19 protein-coding genes and 1 riboswitch are annotated in these 17,544 nt (G+C 55.6%); of the genes, 10 read left to right on the plus strand and 9 right to left on the minus strand.

Annotated features, from left to right (window positions below; all coding sequences use genetic code 11):
- Positions 1–267 precede the first annotated feature (267 nt).
- Both purH and purD read left to right on the plus strand, forming a co-directional pair.
- Positions 268–1,857: a bifunctional phosphoribosylaminoimidazolecarboxamide formyltransferase/IMP cyclohydrolase gene (gene purH, locus FDW95_RS20565; RefSeq protein ID WP_115259728.1), complete on the plus strand. Its 1,590-nt coding sequence runs from the start codon at positions 268–270 to the stop codon at positions 1,855–1,857.
- Positions 1,858–1,872: 15 nt separating this feature from the next.
- Positions 1,873–3,162: a phosphoribosylamine--glycine ligase gene (purD, locus tag FDW95_RS20570; RefSeq protein ID WP_115259729.1), complete on the plus strand. Its 1,290-nt coding sequence runs from the start codon at positions 1,873–1,875 to the stop codon at positions 3,160–3,162.
- On the opposite strand, the gene zraR is transcribed toward purD, so the two are convergent.
- Positions 3,159–4,484 (minus strand): sigma-54-dependent response regulator transcription factor ZraR, encoded by a 1,326-nt coding sequence (zraR, locus tag FDW95_RS20575; protein WP_115259730.1) that lies wholly within the window; start codon positions 4,482–4,484, stop codon positions 3,159–3,161. The two genes, purD and zraR, sit on opposite strands and share 4 nt — an antisense overlap.
- Before the next feature lie 5 nt (positions 4,485–4,489).
- Positions 4,490–5,875 carry a two-component system sensor histidine kinase ZraS gene (gene zraS / locus FDW95_RS20580; RefSeq protein WP_096758765.1) on the minus strand — a complete coding sequence of 462 codons (1,386 nt, stop codon included), beginning with the start codon at positions 5,873–5,875 and terminating at the stop codon, positions 4,490–4,492.
- 261 nt (positions 5,876–6,136) lie between these two features.
- On the opposite strand from zraS, the gene zraP reads away from it, so the two are divergent.
- Positions 6,137–6,571: a zinc resistance sensor/chaperone ZraP gene (gene zraP / locus FDW95_RS20585; RefSeq protein WP_096758766.1), complete on the plus strand. Its 435-nt coding sequence runs from the start codon at positions 6,137–6,139 to the stop codon at positions 6,569–6,571.
- Positions 6,572–6,660: 89 nt separating this feature from the next.
- Here zraP and FDW95_RS20590 read toward each other — a convergent pair whose 3' ends face one another.
- The 6 genes from FDW95_RS20590 to nudC form a co-directional block, all read right to left on the minus strand.
- Positions 6,661–7,356: a DUF1481 domain-containing protein gene (locus FDW95_RS20590; RefSeq protein ID WP_096759484.1), complete on the minus strand. Its 696-nt coding sequence runs from the start codon at positions 7,354–7,356 to the stop codon at positions 6,661–6,663.
- 11 nt (positions 7,357–7,367) lie between these two features.
- Positions 7,368–7,640, minus strand: a complete 273-nt coding sequence (gene hupA / locus FDW95_RS20595; RefSeq protein WP_096758767.1) for a nucleoid-associated protein HU-alpha — start codon at positions 7,638–7,640, stop codon at positions 7,368–7,370.
- A gap of 186 nt (positions 7,641–7,826) precedes the next feature.
- Positions 7,827–8,417, minus strand: a complete 591-nt coding sequence (locus FDW95_RS20600) for a YjaG family protein (RefSeq protein WP_096758768.1) — start codon at positions 8,415–8,417, stop codon at positions 7,827–7,829.
- A gap of 33 nt (positions 8,418–8,450) precedes the next feature.
- The gene (nfi, locus tag FDW95_RS20605; protein ID WP_115259731.1) at positions 8,451–9,131 is read right to left on the minus strand and encodes a deoxyribonuclease V; all 681 of its coding nucleotides are present in this window, start codon (positions 9,129–9,131) and stop codon (positions 8,451–8,453) included.
- A gap of 9 nt (positions 9,132–9,140) precedes the next feature.
- A complete protein-coding gene (gene hemE, locus FDW95_RS20610) occupies positions 9,141–10,205 on the minus strand; it encodes a uroporphyrinogen decarboxylase (protein ID WP_096758770.1) in 1,065 nt (354 codons plus the stop codon).
- 49 nt (positions 10,206–10,254) lie between these two features.
- A complete protein-coding gene (gene nudC / locus FDW95_RS20615; protein ID WP_115259732.1) occupies positions 10,255–11,028 on the minus strand; it encodes an NAD(+) diphosphatase in 774 nt (257 codons plus the stop codon).
- A 96-nt stretch (positions 11,029–11,124) separates the two neighbouring features.
- Here nudC and rsd point away from each other — a divergent pair, with 96 nt between their 5' ends.
- From rsd to thiH, 7 genes are all read left to right on the plus strand, one after another.
- On the plus strand, positions 11,125–11,613 hold the full coding sequence (rsd, locus tag FDW95_RS20620; protein WP_096758772.1) for a sigma D regulator: 489 nt from the start codon (positions 11,125–11,127) through the stop codon (positions 11,611–11,613).
- 53 nt (positions 11,614–11,666) lie between these two features.
- Positions 11,667–11,789: riboswitch (TPP riboswitch) on the plus strand.
- 80 nt (positions 11,790–11,869) lie between these two features.
- Positions 11,870–13,768, plus strand: a complete 1,899-nt coding sequence (gene thiC, locus FDW95_RS20625) for a phosphomethylpyrimidine synthase ThiC (protein ID WP_115259733.1) — start codon at positions 11,870–11,872, stop codon at positions 13,766–13,768.
- On the plus strand, positions 13,768–14,403 hold the full coding sequence (gene thiE, locus FDW95_RS20630) for a thiamine phosphate synthase (RefSeq protein ID WP_115259734.1): 636 nt from the start codon (positions 13,768–13,770) through the stop codon (positions 14,401–14,403). Before thiC ends, thiE begins: the two co-directional genes overlap by 1 nt.
- Complete coding sequence (locus tag FDW95_RS20635; protein ID WP_115259735.1) at positions 14,396–15,154, plus strand: HesA/MoeB/ThiF family protein; 759 nt, start codon at positions 14,396–14,398, stop codon at positions 15,152–15,154. The genes thiE and FDW95_RS20635 overlap by 8 nt, the downstream gene beginning before the upstream one ends.
- Positions 15,135–15,335 (plus strand): sulfur carrier protein ThiS, encoded by a 201-nt coding sequence (gene thiS, locus FDW95_RS20640; protein ID WP_096758776.1) that lies wholly within the window; start codon positions 15,135–15,137, stop codon positions 15,333–15,335. Before FDW95_RS20635 ends, thiS begins: the two co-directional genes overlap by 20 nt.
- Position 15,336: 1 nt before the next feature.
- Complete coding sequence (thiG, locus tag FDW95_RS20645) at positions 15,337–16,107, plus strand: thiazole synthase (RefSeq protein ID WP_115259736.1); 771 nt, start codon at positions 15,337–15,339, stop codon at positions 16,105–16,107.
- A complete protein-coding gene (gene thiH / locus FDW95_RS20650) occupies positions 16,104–17,234 on the plus strand; it encodes a 2-iminoacetate synthase ThiH (protein WP_115259737.1) in 1,131 nt (376 codons plus the stop codon). Before thiG ends, thiH begins: the two co-directional genes overlap by 4 nt.
- Positions 17,235–17,351: 117 nt before the next feature.
- Here thiH and FDW95_RS20655 read toward each other — a convergent pair.
- On the minus strand, positions 17,352–17,544 hold a 193-nt coding region (locus tag FDW95_RS20655; protein WP_137363600.1), incomplete at its 5' end, for a cold-shock protein.

A 17,544-nucleotide genomic window follows, 5' to 3' on the forward strand; every position in this document is an offset into this window, starting at 1 on the left:
CACAGCAAAACCCCGCCTTATACCTATTTGCACACAGAGTTATCCACAAACATCCCCATCATTTCGGCGATCCTGTCTACCTATATACGGTTTTAAGCTCTCGAAATAAGGGTCAACATTGAAAAAGAAAAATTCGCGAGCGTTGCGCAAACGTTTTCGTTACAATGCTGCGGCAAAACAAGGATGCCCCGTAAGGGGCGTTAGCTGAGTTTTTACGCAAAAACTCAGCTAACGCTCTCTGTTATAGTCAAATCCAGGGGATTTACCATGCAACAACGTCGTCCAGTCCGCCGCGCTCTGCTCAGTGTTTCTGACAAAGCAGGTATTATCGAATTCGCTCAGGCACTTTCCGCACGCGGTGTGGAGCTGCTGTCTACAGGTGGCACTGCGCGCCTGTTAGCAGAGAAAGGTCTGCCAGTGACCGAAGTTTCCGATTACACCGGTTTCCCGGAAATGATGGATGGACGCGTGAAGACCCTGCATCCAAAAGTACACGGCGGCATTCTTGGCCGTCGCGGTCAGGATGACGGAATAATGGAACAACACGGTATCGACCCTATCGATATGGTGGTTGTTAACCTGTACCCGTTCGCCGAGACCGTGGCTCGCGTTGGCTGCTCGCTGGAAGATGCGGTAGAGAATATCGATATCGGCGGCCCAACCATGGTGCGCTCGGCCGCCAAGAACCATAAAGATGTGGCTATCGTAGTAAAGAGCAATGACTACGATGCCATTATTGAAGAGATGGATGCCAACGAAGGTTCTCTGACCCTCGACACCCGTTTCGATCTCGCCATTAAAGCGTTCGAACACACCGCCGCCTACGACAGCATGATTGCCAACTACTTCGGCAGCATGGTCCCGGCCTATCACGGTGAAAGCAAAGACGCTGCAGGTCGCTTCCCGCGTACTCTTAACCTGAACTTCATTAAGAAGCAGGATATGCGCTACGGCGAAAACAGCCACCAGCAGGCGGCCTTCTATATAGAAGAGAATGTTAAAGAGGCGTCCGTTGCCACCGCAACGCAGGTACAGGGCAAAGCGCTCTCTTATAACAACATCGCCGATACCGACGCCGCGCTCGAGTGCGTGAAAGAGTTCAACGATCCAGCCTGCGTTATCGTTAAGCATGCCAATCCGTGCGGCGTGGCAGTCAGCTCCTCTATTCTTGATGCCTATGACCGCGCGTACAAAACCGATCCAACCTCCGCGTTCGGCGGCATCATCGCTTTTAACCGCGAACTGGATGCTGAAACGGCACAGGCCATTATCTCCCGCCAGTTTGTTGAGGTGATCATCGCCCCGTCAGCAACTGAGGAAGCGCTGAAGATTACGGCGGCTAAGCAGAACGTTCGCGTCCTGACCTGCGGTCAGTGGGCTGAGCGTGTTGCGGGCCTGGATTTCAAACGCGTGAACGGCGGACTGCTGGTTCAGGATCGTGACCTGGGTATGGTCACCGAGGGTGAACTGCGCGTAGTGTCCAAACGTCAACCTACTGAGCAGGAACTGCGTGATGCGCTGTTCTGCTGGAAAGTCGCGAAGTTCGTGAAATCCAACGCCATTGTCTACGCCAAAGAGAACATGACCATCGGCATAGGCGCAGGTCAGATGAGCCGCGTTTATTCCGCGAAGATCGCCGGGATTAAAGCCACCGACGAAGGTCTGGAAGTCAAAGGTTCGGCAATGGCGTCTGACGCCTTCTTCCCGTTCCGCGACGGGATTGATGCCGCAGCAGCCGTTGGTGTGAGCTGTGTTATCCAGCCAGGCGGTTCCATTCGTGATGACGAGGTGATTGCCGCTGCCGACGAACACGGTATTGCGATGATCTTTACCGACATGCGCCACTTCCGCCATTAATCCACGGAGCAGACGATGAAAGTATTAGTAATTGGCAACGGCGGGCGCGAACACGCGCTGGCCTGGAAAGCAGCCCAGTCACCGCTGGTTTCAACCGTTTATGTCGCACCGGGCAATGCGGGTACCGCACTGGAACCGACGCTGCAAAACGTGGCTATCGGTGTAACCGACATTCCGGCACTGCTGAGCTTTGCCCAGAACGAGAAGATCGATCTCACCATCGTTGGTCCGGAGGCACCGCTGGTGATTGGCGTGGTCGATGCCTTCCGTGCCGCCGGTCTGAAAATCTTCGGCCCAACCGAAGGTGCTGCGCAGTTGGAAGGTTCTAAAGCGTTCACCAAAGATTTCCTCGCGCGCCATAATATTCCCACGGCGGAATACCAGAACTTCACTGAAGTGGAGCCCGCGCTGGCCTATCTGCGTGAGAAAGGCGCGCCGATCGTCATTAAAGCCGACGGTCTGGCTGCCGGTAAAGGCGTTATCGTGGCGATGACGCTTGAAGAAGCTGAAGCCGCCGTGCACGACATGCTGGCAGGCAACGCGTTTGGCGACGCGGGCCACCGCATTGTGATCGAGGAGTTCCTCGACGGCGAAGAGGCAAGCTTTATCGTGATGGTCGACGGCGAGCATGTCCTGCCGATGGCTACCAGTCAGGACCACAAACGTGTGGGCAATGGCGATACCGGTCCGAACACCGGCGGGATGGGTGCATACTCTCCTGCGCCTGTTGTAACTGATGACGTTCACCAGCGCACCATGGAACGCATCATCTGGCCAACCGTAAAAGGCATGGCGGCGGAAGGTAACACCTACACCGGTTTCCTGTACGCAGGCCTGATGATCGACAAACAGGGCAACCCGAAGGTTATCGAGTTTAACTGCCGCTTCGGCGACCCGGAAACCCAGCCGATCATGCTGCGCATGAAGTCGGACCTGGTGGATCTGTGTCTCGCCGCCTGCGACGGTAAGCTGGACGAAAAAACCTCCGAGTGGGACGAGCGCGCCTCGCTGGGCGTGGTAATCGCCGCCGGGGGTTATCCGGGCGACTACCGTACCGGAGACGCGATCCACGGCCTGCCGCTGGAAGAAGCCGCTGACGGCAAAGTGTTCCACGCCGGCACGAAACTCGCCGCCGACGACACGGTATTGACCAATGGGGGCCGCGTCCTGTGCGCAACCGCACTGGGTCATACCGTTGCAGAAGCGCAGAAGCGCGCTTACGCGTTAATGGCCGACATCCGCTGGGAAGGCAGCTTTAGCCGTAACGATATCGGCTGGCGCGCCATCGAACGCGAGCAGCGCTAACGCGAAATTTTCGCCAATAGCGTTTTGCGCGTGATGCCTAACTGACGGGCGGCTTCAGTTTTGTTGCCGCCCGTTTTTTCCAGTGCTGCCAGAATCACCTCTTTTTCAACATCCACCAGCGGTTGGATCTCCGGACTGTTCTCTGCTTTTATTGGCGTCGCGGCAATCGCCAACGGCAGCTCGCGTTCAGAAATGTATTCTCCCGTCAGCAGAACCACCGCACGCTCAATCGCATTTTCCAGCTCACGAATGTTTCCCGGCCAGTCGTAATGGATCAGCAGATCCATTGCCTGCGGGGTAAAACCTTTCACCGCTTTGCGGTTACGCTCAGCAAAGCGCTGGAGAAAATGCCCGGCCAGCAGCGGAATATCTTCCCGGCGTTGACGTAATGCGGGCATCTCGATAGTGACGACGTTCAGGCGATAGTAGAGATCCTGGCGAAAACGTCCGGCGTTGACCTCTTGTGCTAGATCGCGATGGGTGGCGGCAATCAGCCGGACATCCACAGCAATAGTCTGATTACTGCCTACGCGCTGAACTTCACGCTCCTGAATTGCCCGCAGCAGGCGCACCTGCATCAGCGGCGAGATATCGCCAATCTCATCAAGAAACAGCGTACCGCCGTCGGCTTCCACAAAGCGCCCTTCCCGGCGTTTATCGGCACCGGTAAACGCGCCTTTTTCATGGCCGAACAGTTCAGATTCCAGCAGAGATTCATTCAGCGCCGCGCAGTTGAGCGTCACCAGTGGTTTATCACTGCGCGCACTGCTGGCGTGAAGCGCCCGGGCGACCAGTTCTTTGCCCGTTCCGGAGTCTCCGTGAATAAGCACCGTCGCATCCGACGGCGCAACCATCGCAATTTCGTTAAGCAGGTGCTGCATCGCCGGACTGTTGCCAATCATGCCAAACTGCGCTGCCGGGGCTGCTACGGGGTCGACGCCGGTCGCCCGGGTATGCGCCAGCGCCTTTTCCAGCGTGTGCTGCAGACTGTCAAAATCCAGTGGTTTGATTAAGTAATCCAGCGCCCCGGTTTTTAACGCTTCCACCGCGGTCTCCACGCTAGAAAAAGCGGTCATAATCAAGACCGGAATCGCCGGATTCAGGGCTTTGATCTCTTTCAGCGTTTCAATGCCGTCCATCTCCGCCATACGCACATCGCACAATACCAGATCAAAGACGTGTTCACGCACCTGCGCCAGCGCCTCTCGTCCGCTATAGGCAAGCGCAACGTCATAGCCCCAGCCACGCAGCAGCGCTTGTAGAATAGTGCAGTGGCTGACGTCATCGTCCACAACCAGAATATCGATTTTTCCGTGTGTCATCCTTGTCAATCCTGTGGTTTCGCATTGATCGGCAGCCAGAGAGTAAAGACGGTGCCTCTACCCTCCACGCTGGTCACCTGAATGGTTCCGCCGTGCTGCTCAATGATGTTTTGCACCACCGCCAGTCCCAGCCCGGTACCGTCTGCCTTCGTCGTAAAGTAAGGAGTAAAAATAGCCTCCAGCTGGTCGGGCGCAATTCCCTTTCCGCTGTCGGTAACCCTAATTTTAACCCGATCGGCGCCACTTTCACTCGCTGAAACCGTAACCGTCCCCTGATGCCCGATAGCATGAATGGCGTTGAGGTATAAATTCAGCAGGACCTGCGTGAGTCGGTCGGGATCGGCTTGAATAGCGGGTAACGCAGCATTCGGCGTAAACTGCAGTTGAATTTCCCGGCTCTGAGCATCCTGGCTAACCAAATGCAGCGAGTGGGTGATGACTTCATTAAGATCGACCCGCTGCAGCGTCAGGTGCGCGGGCTTCACCAGCTCCAGCAATTCACTCACCACCCGATTTAAGCGATCGGCCTCTTTCGCCATCACCTGCGCCAGTTCATGCGACTCTCCCCCCGCCGGAGTGCGTTCGGCAAAATATTTCGCTAACCCCTTGATGGATGACAGTGGATTACGGATTTCATGCGCGACTCCCGCCGCCAGATGTCCGAGCGCCATCAGCTTTTCTTTGCGCTTCATCGCGTCCTGTAGCTCTTTATAAGAACGCTGATAGCGTTGGTACCAGAAAAACGTCAGCACGGTAGCCAGCAGCACCGCCGCCAGAGCAGACAGAACGATCAGCGTATTACGCCACTCTCTGGCCTGAGTCGCGGCCAGGTCGCTGGCATCAAAAGCGATAAAGATGGTTTGCGTGGGCGTATTCGCATGATCGTCATTACCGGAGCAGCGTGCCATACCGTGCCTCCCGGCCCCATACAACGGCTGGAACTGGCGATAAATTTCCAGGGCTGGTATTTGATCATGCCCATCGGGCGATGAGTCGATATTTCGCCAGCGTTCTTGTTCCCCAGGATTTAACTGACGCAGGACATCCGGCGAGTAGAGGGATTTACCAACCATAGAGGAATCACTGTGGGTGATAATCACGCCATGCTCATCGACAACGGCAAACCAGAGTACGCCCGGCTGTACCGCCATTTGCTCCAGCAGCGTTTGTTGCTGCGCATGATGCATACGCATTCCCATGCCCACACGCGTACCGGACTCAAGGGCGCGGATCAGCACGCTTCCCTTTTCCAGTAACGTTTGTCGAGCGGCATCACTTTCCCGGCCGTAGTCCCGAATGGTCATGATGGAAAACCACCCCACCAAAATCAGGATCGCCGCCGGTAATAACCGGCTCAGCCACTTTGCTGCCGTATCCTTATCAAGACGCATACGTTCTCCCTTTCCCGCCGTTCCTTTCTTCATTTCAGGTATACAGCAGAAATCATGCCATCTTTTCACCCTGATAACCCTGTTCTCAGGCACAAACCCTCACAACGGGTGGGTAAAAATGACCCACCGGGCTGTTCTGGCGAGTCATTTTTACTCGCTTACGCCCGGGCGGCAGCCGCGCGATCCCCGCAGCACAAGGACGTCCAGGTTGGCACGGAAGATGCAAAAGAGAAAGTAAGCTAACCAACAGGAGAACGAACGATGAAACGGAATAATAAACTGGCGCTAATGGTCCTCTCGCTGATGGCTCTGGGTTCCACCCCGGCACTGGCGCAACATCACTGGGGCAATGGTGAGGGAATGTGGCAACAGGGTGGTACGCCAATGACCACCGAGCAGCAGGCCGCAGCCCAGAAAATCGCTGATGATTACTACACGCAGACCCGCGCATTGCGCCAGCAGTTGACGTCCAAACGTTATGAGTACAACGCGTTGCTCACCGCCAGCCCGCTGGACAGCGCAAAAATTAATGCCGTCGCAAAAGAGATAGAATCTCTGAATCAAGCGCTGGATGAGCAACGGGTGAAACGGGATGTCGCCATGGCGGAGGCGGGTGTGCCTCGCGGAGCCGGCATGGGTTGCGGTGGCGGCAGTTACCATCGTGGCGGGGGTCATATGGGTATGGGCCACTGGTAAAGAACTTAATGCCTGATGGCGCTACGCTAATCAGGCCTACAGATGGATACCGTAAGCCGGATAAGACGCTTTCGCGTCGCCATCCGGCGTTAAAATGTTTTATCTTTTGGCTGCCAACGACAGAAATCAGAATTCGCGACCAGCAACAGCTGAGATCCCTCAGGCGCTTCCAGCCATGCCACGCTCACGTCGACCGACGAGCGGCTCTGGCGGCGCTCGATATGGTTTATCGCCCATGAATCTAAATCAGGTTTGATCGTCTCGCCTTCACACGTAGTGACCGTGCGTTCGGCGGCATGCCAACGCCCCTGCCGTAATACCACACGCCCCTGGCGCAGCGCATCGCTGGTCTGACGGGTTTGATCGGCACGGTAGCGGTAGAGCGCAATTTGATCGCTGGAAAGCTGCTGCTTTTGTCCATCGACTTCACGCTGCATAAAACTCAGTTCACCCCGATCGTCGAAACGGATGCGAACATGCTCCGGCGGTTGGCTGTATACGTTGAGTTCTATCAGAGAGAGGGTGTCACCCTGCCAGCGGTACTCACTGGTGGTTGTGTCGCCGCTTCGCCACGGACTAAAAACGGAGAGCAGATGCACATCATCGTTGGAATCTTTACGCCAAACGCGTACCGCTCCGTGATCGCCAACATAACCGCTGGCCGTGAACGGAGGAAGCTCAGAGTGGCGACTGCAGGCAGACAGCAACAGAACACCTGAAAGCCAAAGCGTATGACGCCAGATGGACAAAAGGGGCGAAACCGCCCCCTCGTTAAAACTGTTCACTGCCACGCGAATTACTTAACCGCGTCTTTCAGTGCTTTACCAGAAACAAATGCCGGTACGTTAGCTGCGGCGATTTTGATTTCTTGACCGGTCTGCGGGTTGCGGCCAGTACGCTCAGCGCGGTGGTTCACTTTGAAGGTACCGAAACCAACCAGTTGTACAGCATCGCCTTCTTTCAGAGACTCAGTAATAGCAGCCAGAGTGGATTCCAGAGCAGCTTTAGCCTGTGTTTTGGACAGTTCTGCTTTGTCTGCAATTACATCAATCAGTTGAGTCTTGTTCATAAGTTATCCTTACAATGTGTTTATCGCTTGCTAAGCATCGAGTGCGACGGAAATGCCAGAAAAGCACTCTCCTGCATACACGCACCGATAGCCACTTTTCTTCGCCCCCCAAATGTAGACCAGACGGGGGGCGGATGGGAAGCCTTCAGGCACGACAAATCAGGCGTTAAATCACGTTTTGTGGTGTCATTGCTGAAAAATTATACCAATATTGCTCTCACCAGCCTCGCGCAGGTCTGCACGCAGCCCTTTTATCAGCTCAAGATCGCGTTCTTCGCAATCGGCTAAAAGTCGGAATATTTCCCACTGAATATCCCATTCTTGCTCAACGGCAGGGTTCTCTTTCAGCTCTTCATCGGTCATTTCGCGACCCGCTTGCGTCATTTCCAGCATCGCGACGCTGGTAATCGAAGCCTTACTGACTTCAATCGCGTGTTCCAGCGTTTCACCGCTCAGACGAGAATGCATGACTTCGCTCAGGGCAACACAGGCGTCAATCGCCGGATAAACGCCGTACAGATCGTAGTCGTCTGCGGACGGAATAGCCTCTTCAAACTTCTCCAGCTGGCTGTCAAAATTGATTTTCGCATCCTTGACGGTCAGCACTTCCCAGACTAAATCCAGGATTCGGCGGTAAATCTGCCCATCACCAAACTCCGTTTGCTTGCAGAACATGGCGTAGTTTGGGTACATGCGCTCACACAGGCAGGCCATAAAGGTGACGTGCTGCCAGCTTTCCAGCTTCTCCAGACGCAGATGAATCGGGTTTTGTAACATGATGAGTTCTCGAATACGGAAATTAGTCGCAGTTTACCCGATATGGGGCGTTTTTGCTGCAAGCCGCGTAAAAGCAGGGCGTTCCGATGCCACCGCATCCGCCCAGCGTGTCGGTTCCGGCAGGCGATAGCCGTTCATACAACGCTGCACCCACGCCAGCGCGCTATCCATGCCCACGCGATGTCCGGTAGAGATAAACAGTGGATTACAGCGTGCTTTGCTGCGCCAGACCCACGCCAGCTGCTCGCCTTTATCCAACAGTGGCGCTAGCGCCCCGGGTTCAGCAGATAAGGGGTCAAACTTGCCGCACAGCCGTTTTTTCGCCACGCCAATCGTCGGGACATCCACCAGCAGACCAAAATGGCTGGCAACGCCAAGACGACGCGGGTGGGAAATACCGTGACCATCAACGAACACTAAGTCAGGCTTCTGCGATAATTGTTCCCAGGCAGCCAGCAGCGCAGGATATTCGCGAAAAGAGAGAAAACCGGGGATATACGGCATGGTGGTGGCGATACGCGCCACCTTATATTCAACCAGCTCAAGAGAAGGATACTTCAGTAGCACGATGGCGGCTCGCGTCACCTCTCCGCCCTGCTCAAACCCGACATCTGCCCCGGCGATCAGATCCGGCTGATCGCTTTTAAAGCGATCTTCACGGATCACCGCAGAGGCCAGTTCAAGCTGTTGGGCGCGTAGCGACGCGAGATCCATCGTGACTCCTTAGCGGTGGTACTGCTCAGACAAGCGATGTACCGCCTCCACAAACACCCCGGCATGTTCCGGCGGCACATCCTGGTGGATACCGTGGCCCAGGTTAAAGACGTGGCCTTCCCCTTGACCGAAGCCCGCCAGTATCGTGGCGACTTCTTCTTCGATACGCGGTGCCGGTGCGTAGAGCATGGACGGGTCCATATTGCCCTGTAACGCCACTTTATGACCGACACGACGACGCGCATCGGCAATATCTGTCGTCCAGTCGAGACCCAGCGCATCACATCCAGTTTCCGCCATCGCTTCCAGCCACTGTCCGCCGCCTTTGGTGAACAAGGTGACCGGCACGCGGCGGCCGTCGTTTTCACGCAGCAGACCATCGACAATTTTGTGCATGTAATAGAGAGAGAACTGCTGATAGTCGCGACCGGTCAGCACGCCGCCCCAGGTGTCGAAAATCATCACCGACTGCGCGCCGGCTTTGATCTGCGCATTCAGGTATAGCGTGACGCTTTTCGCCAGCTTATCGAGCAGCAGATGCAGCGACGTTGGATCGGCGTACATCATCTTTTTAATCACGGTGAAGGCTTTGCTGCTGCCGCCTTCCACCATGTAAGTCGCCAGCGTCCACGGACTGCCAGAGAAACCAATCAGCGGCACGTCGCCCTTCAGCTCGCGGCGAATAGTACGTACCGCGTTCATCACGTAGCCCAGTTCCCCTTCCGGGTCCGGGATCGGCAGCTTATCCACATCGGCCTTGCAGGTGATGGGAGAGGTAAAGCGTGGGCCTTCGCCAGCTTCAAAGTACAGCCCAAGTCCCATCGCATCCGGGATGGTCAAAATGTCCGAAAAGAGGATCGCCGCATCAAGTTTATACCTGCGCAGCGGTTGTAGCGTCACTTCGCAGGCCAGCTCGGCGTTTTTGCACAGCGCCATGAAATCGCCCGCTTGCGCACGAGTGGCTTTGTACTCCGGTAAATAGCGGCCCGCCTGGCGCATCATCCATACCGGAGTAACATCAACAGGCTGGCGCAGCAGCGCACGCAGGTAACGATCGTTCTTCAGTTCGGTCATTTTTATCTTCCTTTTAGCGTCAGGCCGTCAGTGTATCATTACTCGTTCTTTACTCGTACTCAGCCCGACACATCGCCACGGTATCTTCGATCAGTCGACGCGCGACGGTACCCGGCGGGGGAAGTAGCGGTAAGTCATCGTAGCGATACCAGTTCGCTTCCAGCAGTTCTTTCGGGTCGATGACGATCTCCCCGCTATCATATTCCGCCATAAACGCGGTCATCAAAGACTGCGGAAACGGCCAGGGCTGGGAGGTAACGTAGCGCAGGTTTTTCACCTTAATGCCGCTTTCTTCCATCACTTCTCGCGCTACCGCTTGTTCTAACGTCTCCCCCACTTCAACAAAACCGGCCAGCACGGTATGCACGCCGTTGCGGTGGCGAACATGCTGAGCCAGCAGCAGGGAGTCTTCACGACGGATGGCGACAATAATGCAGGGGGCAATTTGCGGATAATAACGTTCACGGCAGTGGCTACACAGCATTGCCCATTCGGTTTTGCTTGGGTGCATCGGATGGCCACAATAACCGCAGAATTTATGCGAACGGAAAAACTCAGCCAACTGCACGCCGCGTCCGACCAGTTGAAACAGTCCCACATCCTGATCGAGGATCTGGCGCACTGAGCCCATATCGTGGCGACGCTGCTGCTGCACCAGCCAGACGGTTTCACCTTCCCACTCGCCTATCGGCAACCCGCGCTGACCCAGCAGATCAAAACCAGCCGCGTCACCATGTGGCAGCTCTCCGTGAGGCAACCACAATTTTTGTTCATGACTGACGATCCACCAGCCGCTGTCTAATTTTTCAATAATACGATCCATATCTCTTGCGCAACCTTTGCTTCACAGGCATGTTGTTTACATTATTTTTACATTTATCGGTGAGCCGTTTTTCAACACCACCTTGCGGAGTCAATCATGCTAAACCAGCTGGAAAGCCTGACGGAACACGTCGGAGGAAGTAATAAACTGGTTGATCGCTGGCTACATGTACGTAAGCACCTGCTCGTGGCTTACTACAATCTGGTTGGCATTAAGCCTGGCAAAGAATCGTACATGCGGCTCAATGAAAAAGCGCTGGATGATTTTTGTCAGAGCCTGGTCGACTACCTCTCCACCGGACACTTCAGTATTTATGAACGTATTCTGCATAAATTGGAAGGGAACGGGCAGCTTTTAAAAGCCACAAAAATTTGGCCTCTTCTGGAAGCCAATACACAACAGATTATGGACGACTATGATTCCAGTCTGGAAAACGCCATTGACCACGATAATTTCCTTGAATTTCAACAGGCATTGTCGGATATCGGCGAGGCGCTGGAGGCCCGGTTTATGCTGGAAGATAAGTTGATTATGCTGGTGCTTGATGCGGTACACGACAGCGCAATGATCAAACGCCCTGCTTGAGATTTGCGCGAGTAACAGGTAGTTTACAACCATTCCTCCTCGCCAGAGGGGGAATTATCTTGTCGGAGTGCTTATTTTCCACATCAGCATGAGTGGAAAAGGCTGAGACCGTTAATTCGGGATCCGCGGAACCTGATCAGGCTAATACCTGCGAAGGGAACAAGAGTAAATCTACAGTTGTATCGCCCATGGGCGATCTTCCCTCTTGCTTCATCCGTCGTCTGACAAGCCATATCCTTACTTTTTGGAATGAGCTATGTCTGCCACTACTAAACCATCCCGCCGCGAACAGCGCGCCCAGGCCCAACACTTTATCGACACCCTGGAAGGGACCGCCTTTCCTAACTCAAAACGCATCTATATTGCTGGTTCACAGCCAGATATCCGTATTCCTATGCGTGAAATCCAGCTCAGCCCGACGCTCATTGGCGGCAGTAAAGATACCCCGCAGTACGAAGAGAACGAAGCCGTGCCGGTATATGACACCTCTGGCCCGTATGGCGATCCTGATGTGGCGATTAACGTCCAGCAGGGTCTGGCAAAACTGCGCCAGCCGTGGATATCCGCACGTAATGACAGCGAAGAGCTGGACGACCGTAGCTCCGCCTACACCAAAGAGCGCCTGGCCGATGATGGCCTGGACGAGCTGCGTTTCAACGGCTTGCTGACGCCTAAGCGCGCCAAAACCGGCCGCTGCGTGACCCAGTTGCACTACGCGCGCCAGGGCATCGTCACTCCGGAGATGGAGTTTATCGCTATCCGCGAAAATATGGGCCGCGAGCGCATTCGCAGTGAAGTGCTGCGCCACCAGCATCCAGGCATGAGCTTTGGCGCCAGCCTGCCGGAAAATATCACGGCGGAATTCGTGCGTGATGAAGTCGCTGCCGGGCGCGCCATCATCCCCGCCAACATCAACCACCCGGAATCAGAGCCGATGATCATCGGACGTAATTTCCTGGTGAAGGTCAATGCCAACATCGGTAACTCAGCGGTCACTTCCTCCATCGAAGAAGAAGTGGAAAAGCTGGTGTGGTCCACGCGCTGGGGGGCGGATACGGTGATGGACCTGTCCACCGGTCGCTATATTCACGAAACCCGCGAATGGATCCTGCGAAACAGCCCGGTGCCGATCGGCACCGTACCGATCTACCAGGCACTGGAGAAGGTCAACGGGATCGCCGAAGATCTCACCTGGGAAGCGTTCCGCGATACGCTGCTGGAGCAGGCCGAACAGGGTGTCGACTATTTCACTATCCACGCGGGTGTGCTGCTGCGCTATGTGCCGATGACCGCTAAACGCCTGACCGGAATTGTCTCGCGCGGCGGTTCCATCATGGCGAAATGGTGCCTCTCCCATCACAAAGAAAACTTCCTGTTCGAGCACTTCCGCGAAATCTGTGAAATCTGTGCCGCCTATGACGTTTCCCTGTCATTGGGCGACGGCCTGCGTCCGGGTTCCATTCAAGATGCCAACGACGAAGCGCAGTTCTCAGAGCTGCATACGCTGGGCGAGCTGACCAAAATTGCCTGGGAATATGACGTGCAGGTGATGATTGAAGGCCCTGGCCACGTACCGATGCAGATGATTAAGCGCAACATGACCGAAGAGCTGGAACACTGCCATGAAGCGCCGTTCTACACTTTAGGGCCATTAACGACTGATATCGCCCCAGGCTATGACCACTTCACCTCCGGTATTGGTGCGGCAATGATTGGCTGGTTTGGCTGCGCGATGCTGTGCTACGTCACGCCAAAAGAGCACCTCGGCCTGCCGAACAAAGAAGACGTGAAGCAGGGGTTGATTACCTACAAGATTGCCGCGCATGCCGCCGATTTAGCTAAAGGGCATCCGGGTGCGCAGATCCGCGATAACGCCATGTCAAAAGCGCGCTTCGAATTCCGCTGGGAAGACCAGTTTAATCTGGCGCTCGACCCGTTCACCGCCCGCGCCTACCACGATGAAACCCTGCCACAGGAGTCCGGCAAAGTCGCTCACTTCTGCTCAATGTGCGGGCCGAAATTCTGCTCGATGAAAATCAGCCAGGAAGTGCGCGACTACGCTGCCGCACAAACCATCGAAGTGGGGATGGCGGGTATGTCGGAGAACTTCCGCGCCAACGGCGGTGAAATCTACCTCAAAAAAGAGGAGGCATGATGTACCAGCCTAATTTCCCAACGGTCCCTTTCCGCCTCGGGCTGTACCCGGTGGTCGACAGCATTGCGTGGATTGAACGCCTGCTTGATGCAGGCGTACGTACTATCCAACTGCGAATCAAAGATAAACGCGATGAAGAGGTCGAAGCCGACGTGATTGCCGCTATTGAACTGGGGCGTCGCTACAATGCCCGTCTGTTTATCAATGACTACTGGCGACTGGCGATTAAACACCATGCTTACGGGGTACATCTGGGTCAGGAAGATCTTGAAACCACCGACCTGAAGGCGATTCAGGCCGCAAGGTTACGTCTTGGGGTATCCACCCACGATGATATGGAGATTGACGTGGCGCTGGCCGCGCGCCCCTCTTACATCGCACTGGGTCACGTCTTCCCGACACAAACCAAGCAGATGCCATCTGCCCCACAGGGATTGGTACAACTCGCCACACATATCGAACGACTGGCTGACTACCCTACTGTCGCCATTGGCGGTATCAGCCTCGCGCGGGCACCGGCTGTGCTGGCGACCGGGGTGGGCAGCATTGCGGTGGTCAGCGCCATCACGCAGGCCGCTGACTGGCGAGGCGCCACGTCACAGCTGCTTTCAATTGCAGGAGCAGGCGATGAATGATCGCGATTTTATGCGCTATAGCCGCCAGATTTTACTCGGTGATATTGCGATAGAGGGCCAGCAGACACTGCTCAACAGCCACGTGCTGATTGTTGGCTTGGGCGGATTAGGCTCCCCTGCCGCGCTGTATCTGGCGGGTGCGGGAGTAGGCACATTGACGCTGGTGGACGACGACGACGTGCATCTGAGTAATCTTCAGCGCCAGATCCTGTTCACGACTGATGATATCGCCCGGTCAAAATCCCAGATGGCCCAACAGCGACTGACACGGCTCAACCCGGATATCGAACTGGTCGCGCTACAGCAGCGCCTGAAAGGCGATGCGCTCAGGCACGCGGTGGCGCGCGCTGACGTGGTGCTCGACTGCACCGACAATATGGCGACGCGTCAGGCGATCAATACCGCCTGCGTCGCCCTGAATACACCGCTTATCACTGCCAGCGCTGTTGGCTTTGGTGGCCAATTGATGGTGCTGACGCCGCCGTGGGAACAGGGCTGCTACCGCTGTCTGTGGCCGGATGACATCGAGCCCGAACGCAACTGCCGTACCGCAGGCATTGTCGGTCCGGTCGTTGGCATCATGGGTACCCTGCAGGCGCTGGAAGCCATCAAACTTCTCAGCGGTATTGAAACCCTAAGCGGTGAATTACGCCTGTTCGATGGTAAAACCAGCCAGTGGCGTAGCCTGGCGTTACGCCGCGCCCGCGGTTGTCCGGTATGCGGAGGGCAACATGCAGATCCAATTCAATGATGAGCCAGTACAGTGTGCCGAGGGGCAAAATATCAGCGCGCTGCTGGCAGAGCTTAATCAGCTCAAGCCGGGGATAGCGCTGGCGCTGAATCAACAGATCCTGCCGCGCGAGCAGTGGGAACAGCAAATCGTGCAGGAAGGCGACCAGATCCTGCTTTTTCAGGTTATTGCAGGGGGTTGATATGCTACGTATTGCCGACAAAACGTTTGATTCACATCTGTTCACCGGCACGGGGAAATTTGCCTCATCGCAACTGATGGTCGACGCCATTCGCGCCTCCGGTAGCCAACTGGTGACATTGGCAATGAAGCGCGTGGATTTACGCCAGCACAACGATGCCATTTTGGTGCCACTGGTCGAGGCAGGGGTAACGCTGCTGCCGAATACCTCAGGGGCGAAGACGGCGGATGAAGCTATCTTTGCCGCGCAGTTGGCGCGCGAAGCGCTGGGGACGCACTGGCTGAAATTAGAAATACATCCTGACGCTCGATGGCTGTTACCAGATCCTATCGAAACGCTGAAAGCCGCCGAGGCGCTGGTGAAGCAGGGTTTCGTGGTGCTGCCCTACTGCGGCGCGGACCCGGTGCTGTGCAAGCGGCTGGAAGAAGTGGGCTGTGCGGCGGTCATGCCGCTCGGTGCGCCCATTGGCTCAAATCAGGGCCTGGAAACCCGCGCCATGCTGGAGATCATTATTCAGCAGGCCACCGTCCCAGTGGTGGTTGATGCCGGGATCGGTGTGCCCAGCCATGCCACGCAGGCGTTGGAAATGGGGGCCGACGCGGTGTTGGTCAACACGGCGATTGCCGTAGCGGACGACCCGGTAATGATGGCGACGGCGTTCCGGCTGGCGGTTGAAGCGGGCCTTCTGGCACGTCAGGCCGTTCCGGGAAGCCGAAGTACCAATGCTTGCGCCACCAGTCCATTGACCGGATTTCTGGAGGTCTCAGCATGAAAACCTTCAGCGATCGCTGGCGACAGCTGGAGTGGGATGATATCCATCTGCGCATTAACGGCAAAACCGCCGCCGATGTCGAGCGCGCACTTAACACTGCACAGCTGAGTCGTGATGACCTGATGGCGCTGCTCTCGCCAGCCGCCGCCGATTATCTGGAGCCGCTGGCGCAGCGAGCGCAAAAGCTGACCCGCCAACGCTTTGGTAATACCGTCAGCTTTTACGTACCGCTGTATCTTTCGAATCTGTGCGCCAACGACTGCTCTTACTGCGGATTCTCCATGAGCAACCGCATCAAGCGTAAAACTTTGGATGAATCAGAGATTCAACGGGAGTGTGCGGCGATCCGCGAGCTGGGTTTTGAGCATCTGTTGCTGGTCACCGGCGAGCATCAGGCGAAAGTCGGCATGGACTATTTTCGCCGCCATTTACCCGCCATCCGTCGTCAGTTTTCTTCGCTACAGATGGAGGTACAACCGCTGTCAGTTGCTGAATATGCTGAGCTAAAGATACTCGGTCTGGACGGTGTGATGGTGTATCAGGAGAGCTACCATGAGGCGACTTATGCCCGGCACCATCTGAAGGGAAAAAAGCAGGACTTCTTTTGGCGGCTGGAAACGCCGGACCGACTTGGTCACGCCGGTATCGACAAAATTGGCCTTGGGGCACTGATTGGCTTGTCTGACAGTTGGCGGGTTGATTGCTATATGGTAGCCGAGCATTTGCTATGGATGCAGCAACATTACTGGCAAAGCCGTTATTCAATCTCGTTCCCACGCCTGCGCCCATGTACCGGAGGTATTGAACCGGCATCGATTATGGATGAGCGTCAACTGGTACAAACCATTTGTGCGTTTCGCTTGTTGGCGCCGGACATCGAGCTGTCGCTCTCCACGCGTGAATCACCGTGGTTTCGCGACCACGTCATTCCGCTAGCAATCAATAACGTCAGCGCCTTCTCAAAGACGCAGCCCGGCGGCTATGCCGACAATCACCCGGAACTGGAACAGTTTTCTCCGCATGATGATCGGCGCCCTGAAGATGTTGCCGCAGCTCTCAGTGCGCAGGGTTTACAGCCCGTGTGGAAAGACTGGGATAGTTTTCTCGGACGTGTGTCACAGATGTAGTGAATCCGGATGTAAAAACGAAAAAACCCGCTTTCGCGGGTTTTTTATTCACTATCACTTATCTGCTCAGGCTCTGGCCTTCATCGCTATCGTAAGCGTTCGTGAGATTATCGGCGATTACAGCGCGATAACGTTAACAGCAGACGGGCCTTTCGCGCCGTTCTCAACGGAGAACTCGACTTTTTGGCCTTCGTCTAAGGTTTTATAATCGTTGCTCTGGATAGCGGAAAAATGCACAAACACATCTTTGCTACCGTCCTGAGGAGTGATAAAGCCGAAGCCTTTCTCAGAGTTAAACCATTTTACTAAA

Origin of the sequence: Citrobacter sp. wls718, assembly GCF_005280945.1 — a bacterium.
Lineage (GTDB): Bacteria > Pseudomonadota > Gammaproteobacteria > Enterobacterales > Enterobacteriaceae > Citrobacter > Citrobacter gillenii.

Bases quoted from the DNA above. Each gene is read 5' to 3' on its own strand.
- hemE (WP_096758770.1), bottom strand. From the start codon at position 10,205: ATGACCGAACTGAAGAACGATCGTTACCTGCGTGCGCTGCTGCGCCAG.
- thiG (WP_115259736.1), top strand. From the start codon at position 15,337: ATGCTACGTATTGCCGACAAAACGTTTGATTCACATCTGTTCACCGGC.
- nudC (WP_115259732.1), bottom strand. From the start codon at position 11,028: ATGGATCGTATTATTGAAAAATTAGACAGCGGCTGGTGGATCGTCAGT.
- zraR (WP_115259730.1), bottom strand. From the start codon at position 4,484: ATGACACACGGAAAAATCGATATTCTGGTTGTGGACGATGACGTCAGC.
- purD (WP_115259729.1), top strand. From the start codon at position 1,873: ATGAAAGTATTAGTAATTGGCAACGGCGGGCGCGAACACGCGCTGGCC.
- FDW95_RS20600 (WP_096758768.1), bottom strand. From the start codon at position 8,417: ATGTTACAAAACCCGATTCATCTGCGTCTGGAGAAGCTGGAAAGCTGG.
- nfi (WP_115259731.1), bottom strand. From the start codon at position 9,131: ATGGATCTCGCGTCGCTACGCGCCCAACAGCTTGAACTGGCCTCTGCG.
- thiS (WP_096758776.1), top strand. From the start codon at position 15,135: ATGCAGATCCAATTCAATGATGAGCCAGTACAGTGTGCCGAGGGGCAA.
- hupA (WP_096758767.1), bottom strand. From the start codon at position 7,640: ATGAACAAGACTCAACTGATTGATGTAATTGCAGACAAAGCAGAACTG.
- thiC (WP_115259733.1), top strand. From the start codon at position 11,870: ATGTCTGCCACTACTAAACCATCCCGCCGCGAACAGCGCGCCCAGGCC.
- thiH (WP_115259737.1), top strand. From the start codon at position 16,104: ATGAAAACCTTCAGCGATCGCTGGCGACAGCTGGAGTGGGATGATATC.
- purH (WP_115259728.1), top strand. From the start codon at position 268: ATGCAACAACGTCGTCCAGTCCGCCGCGCTCTGCTCAGTGTTTCTGAC.
- zraS (WP_096758765.1), bottom strand. From the start codon at position 5,875: ATGCGTCTTGATAAGGATACGGCAGCAAAGTGGCTGAGCCGGTTATTA.
- zraP (WP_096758766.1), top strand. From the start codon at position 6,137: ATGAAACGGAATAATAAACTGGCGCTAATGGTCCTCTCGCTGATGGCT.
- thiE (WP_115259734.1), top strand. From the start codon at position 13,768: ATGTACCAGCCTAATTTCCCAACGGTCCCTTTCCGCCTCGGGCTGTAC.
- rsd (WP_096758772.1), top strand. From the start codon at position 11,125: ATGCTAAACCAGCTGGAAAGCCTGACGGAACACGTCGGAGGAAGTAAT.
- FDW95_RS20635 (WP_115259735.1), top strand. From the start codon at position 14,396: ATGAATGATCGCGATTTTATGCGCTATAGCCGCCAGATTTTACTCGGT.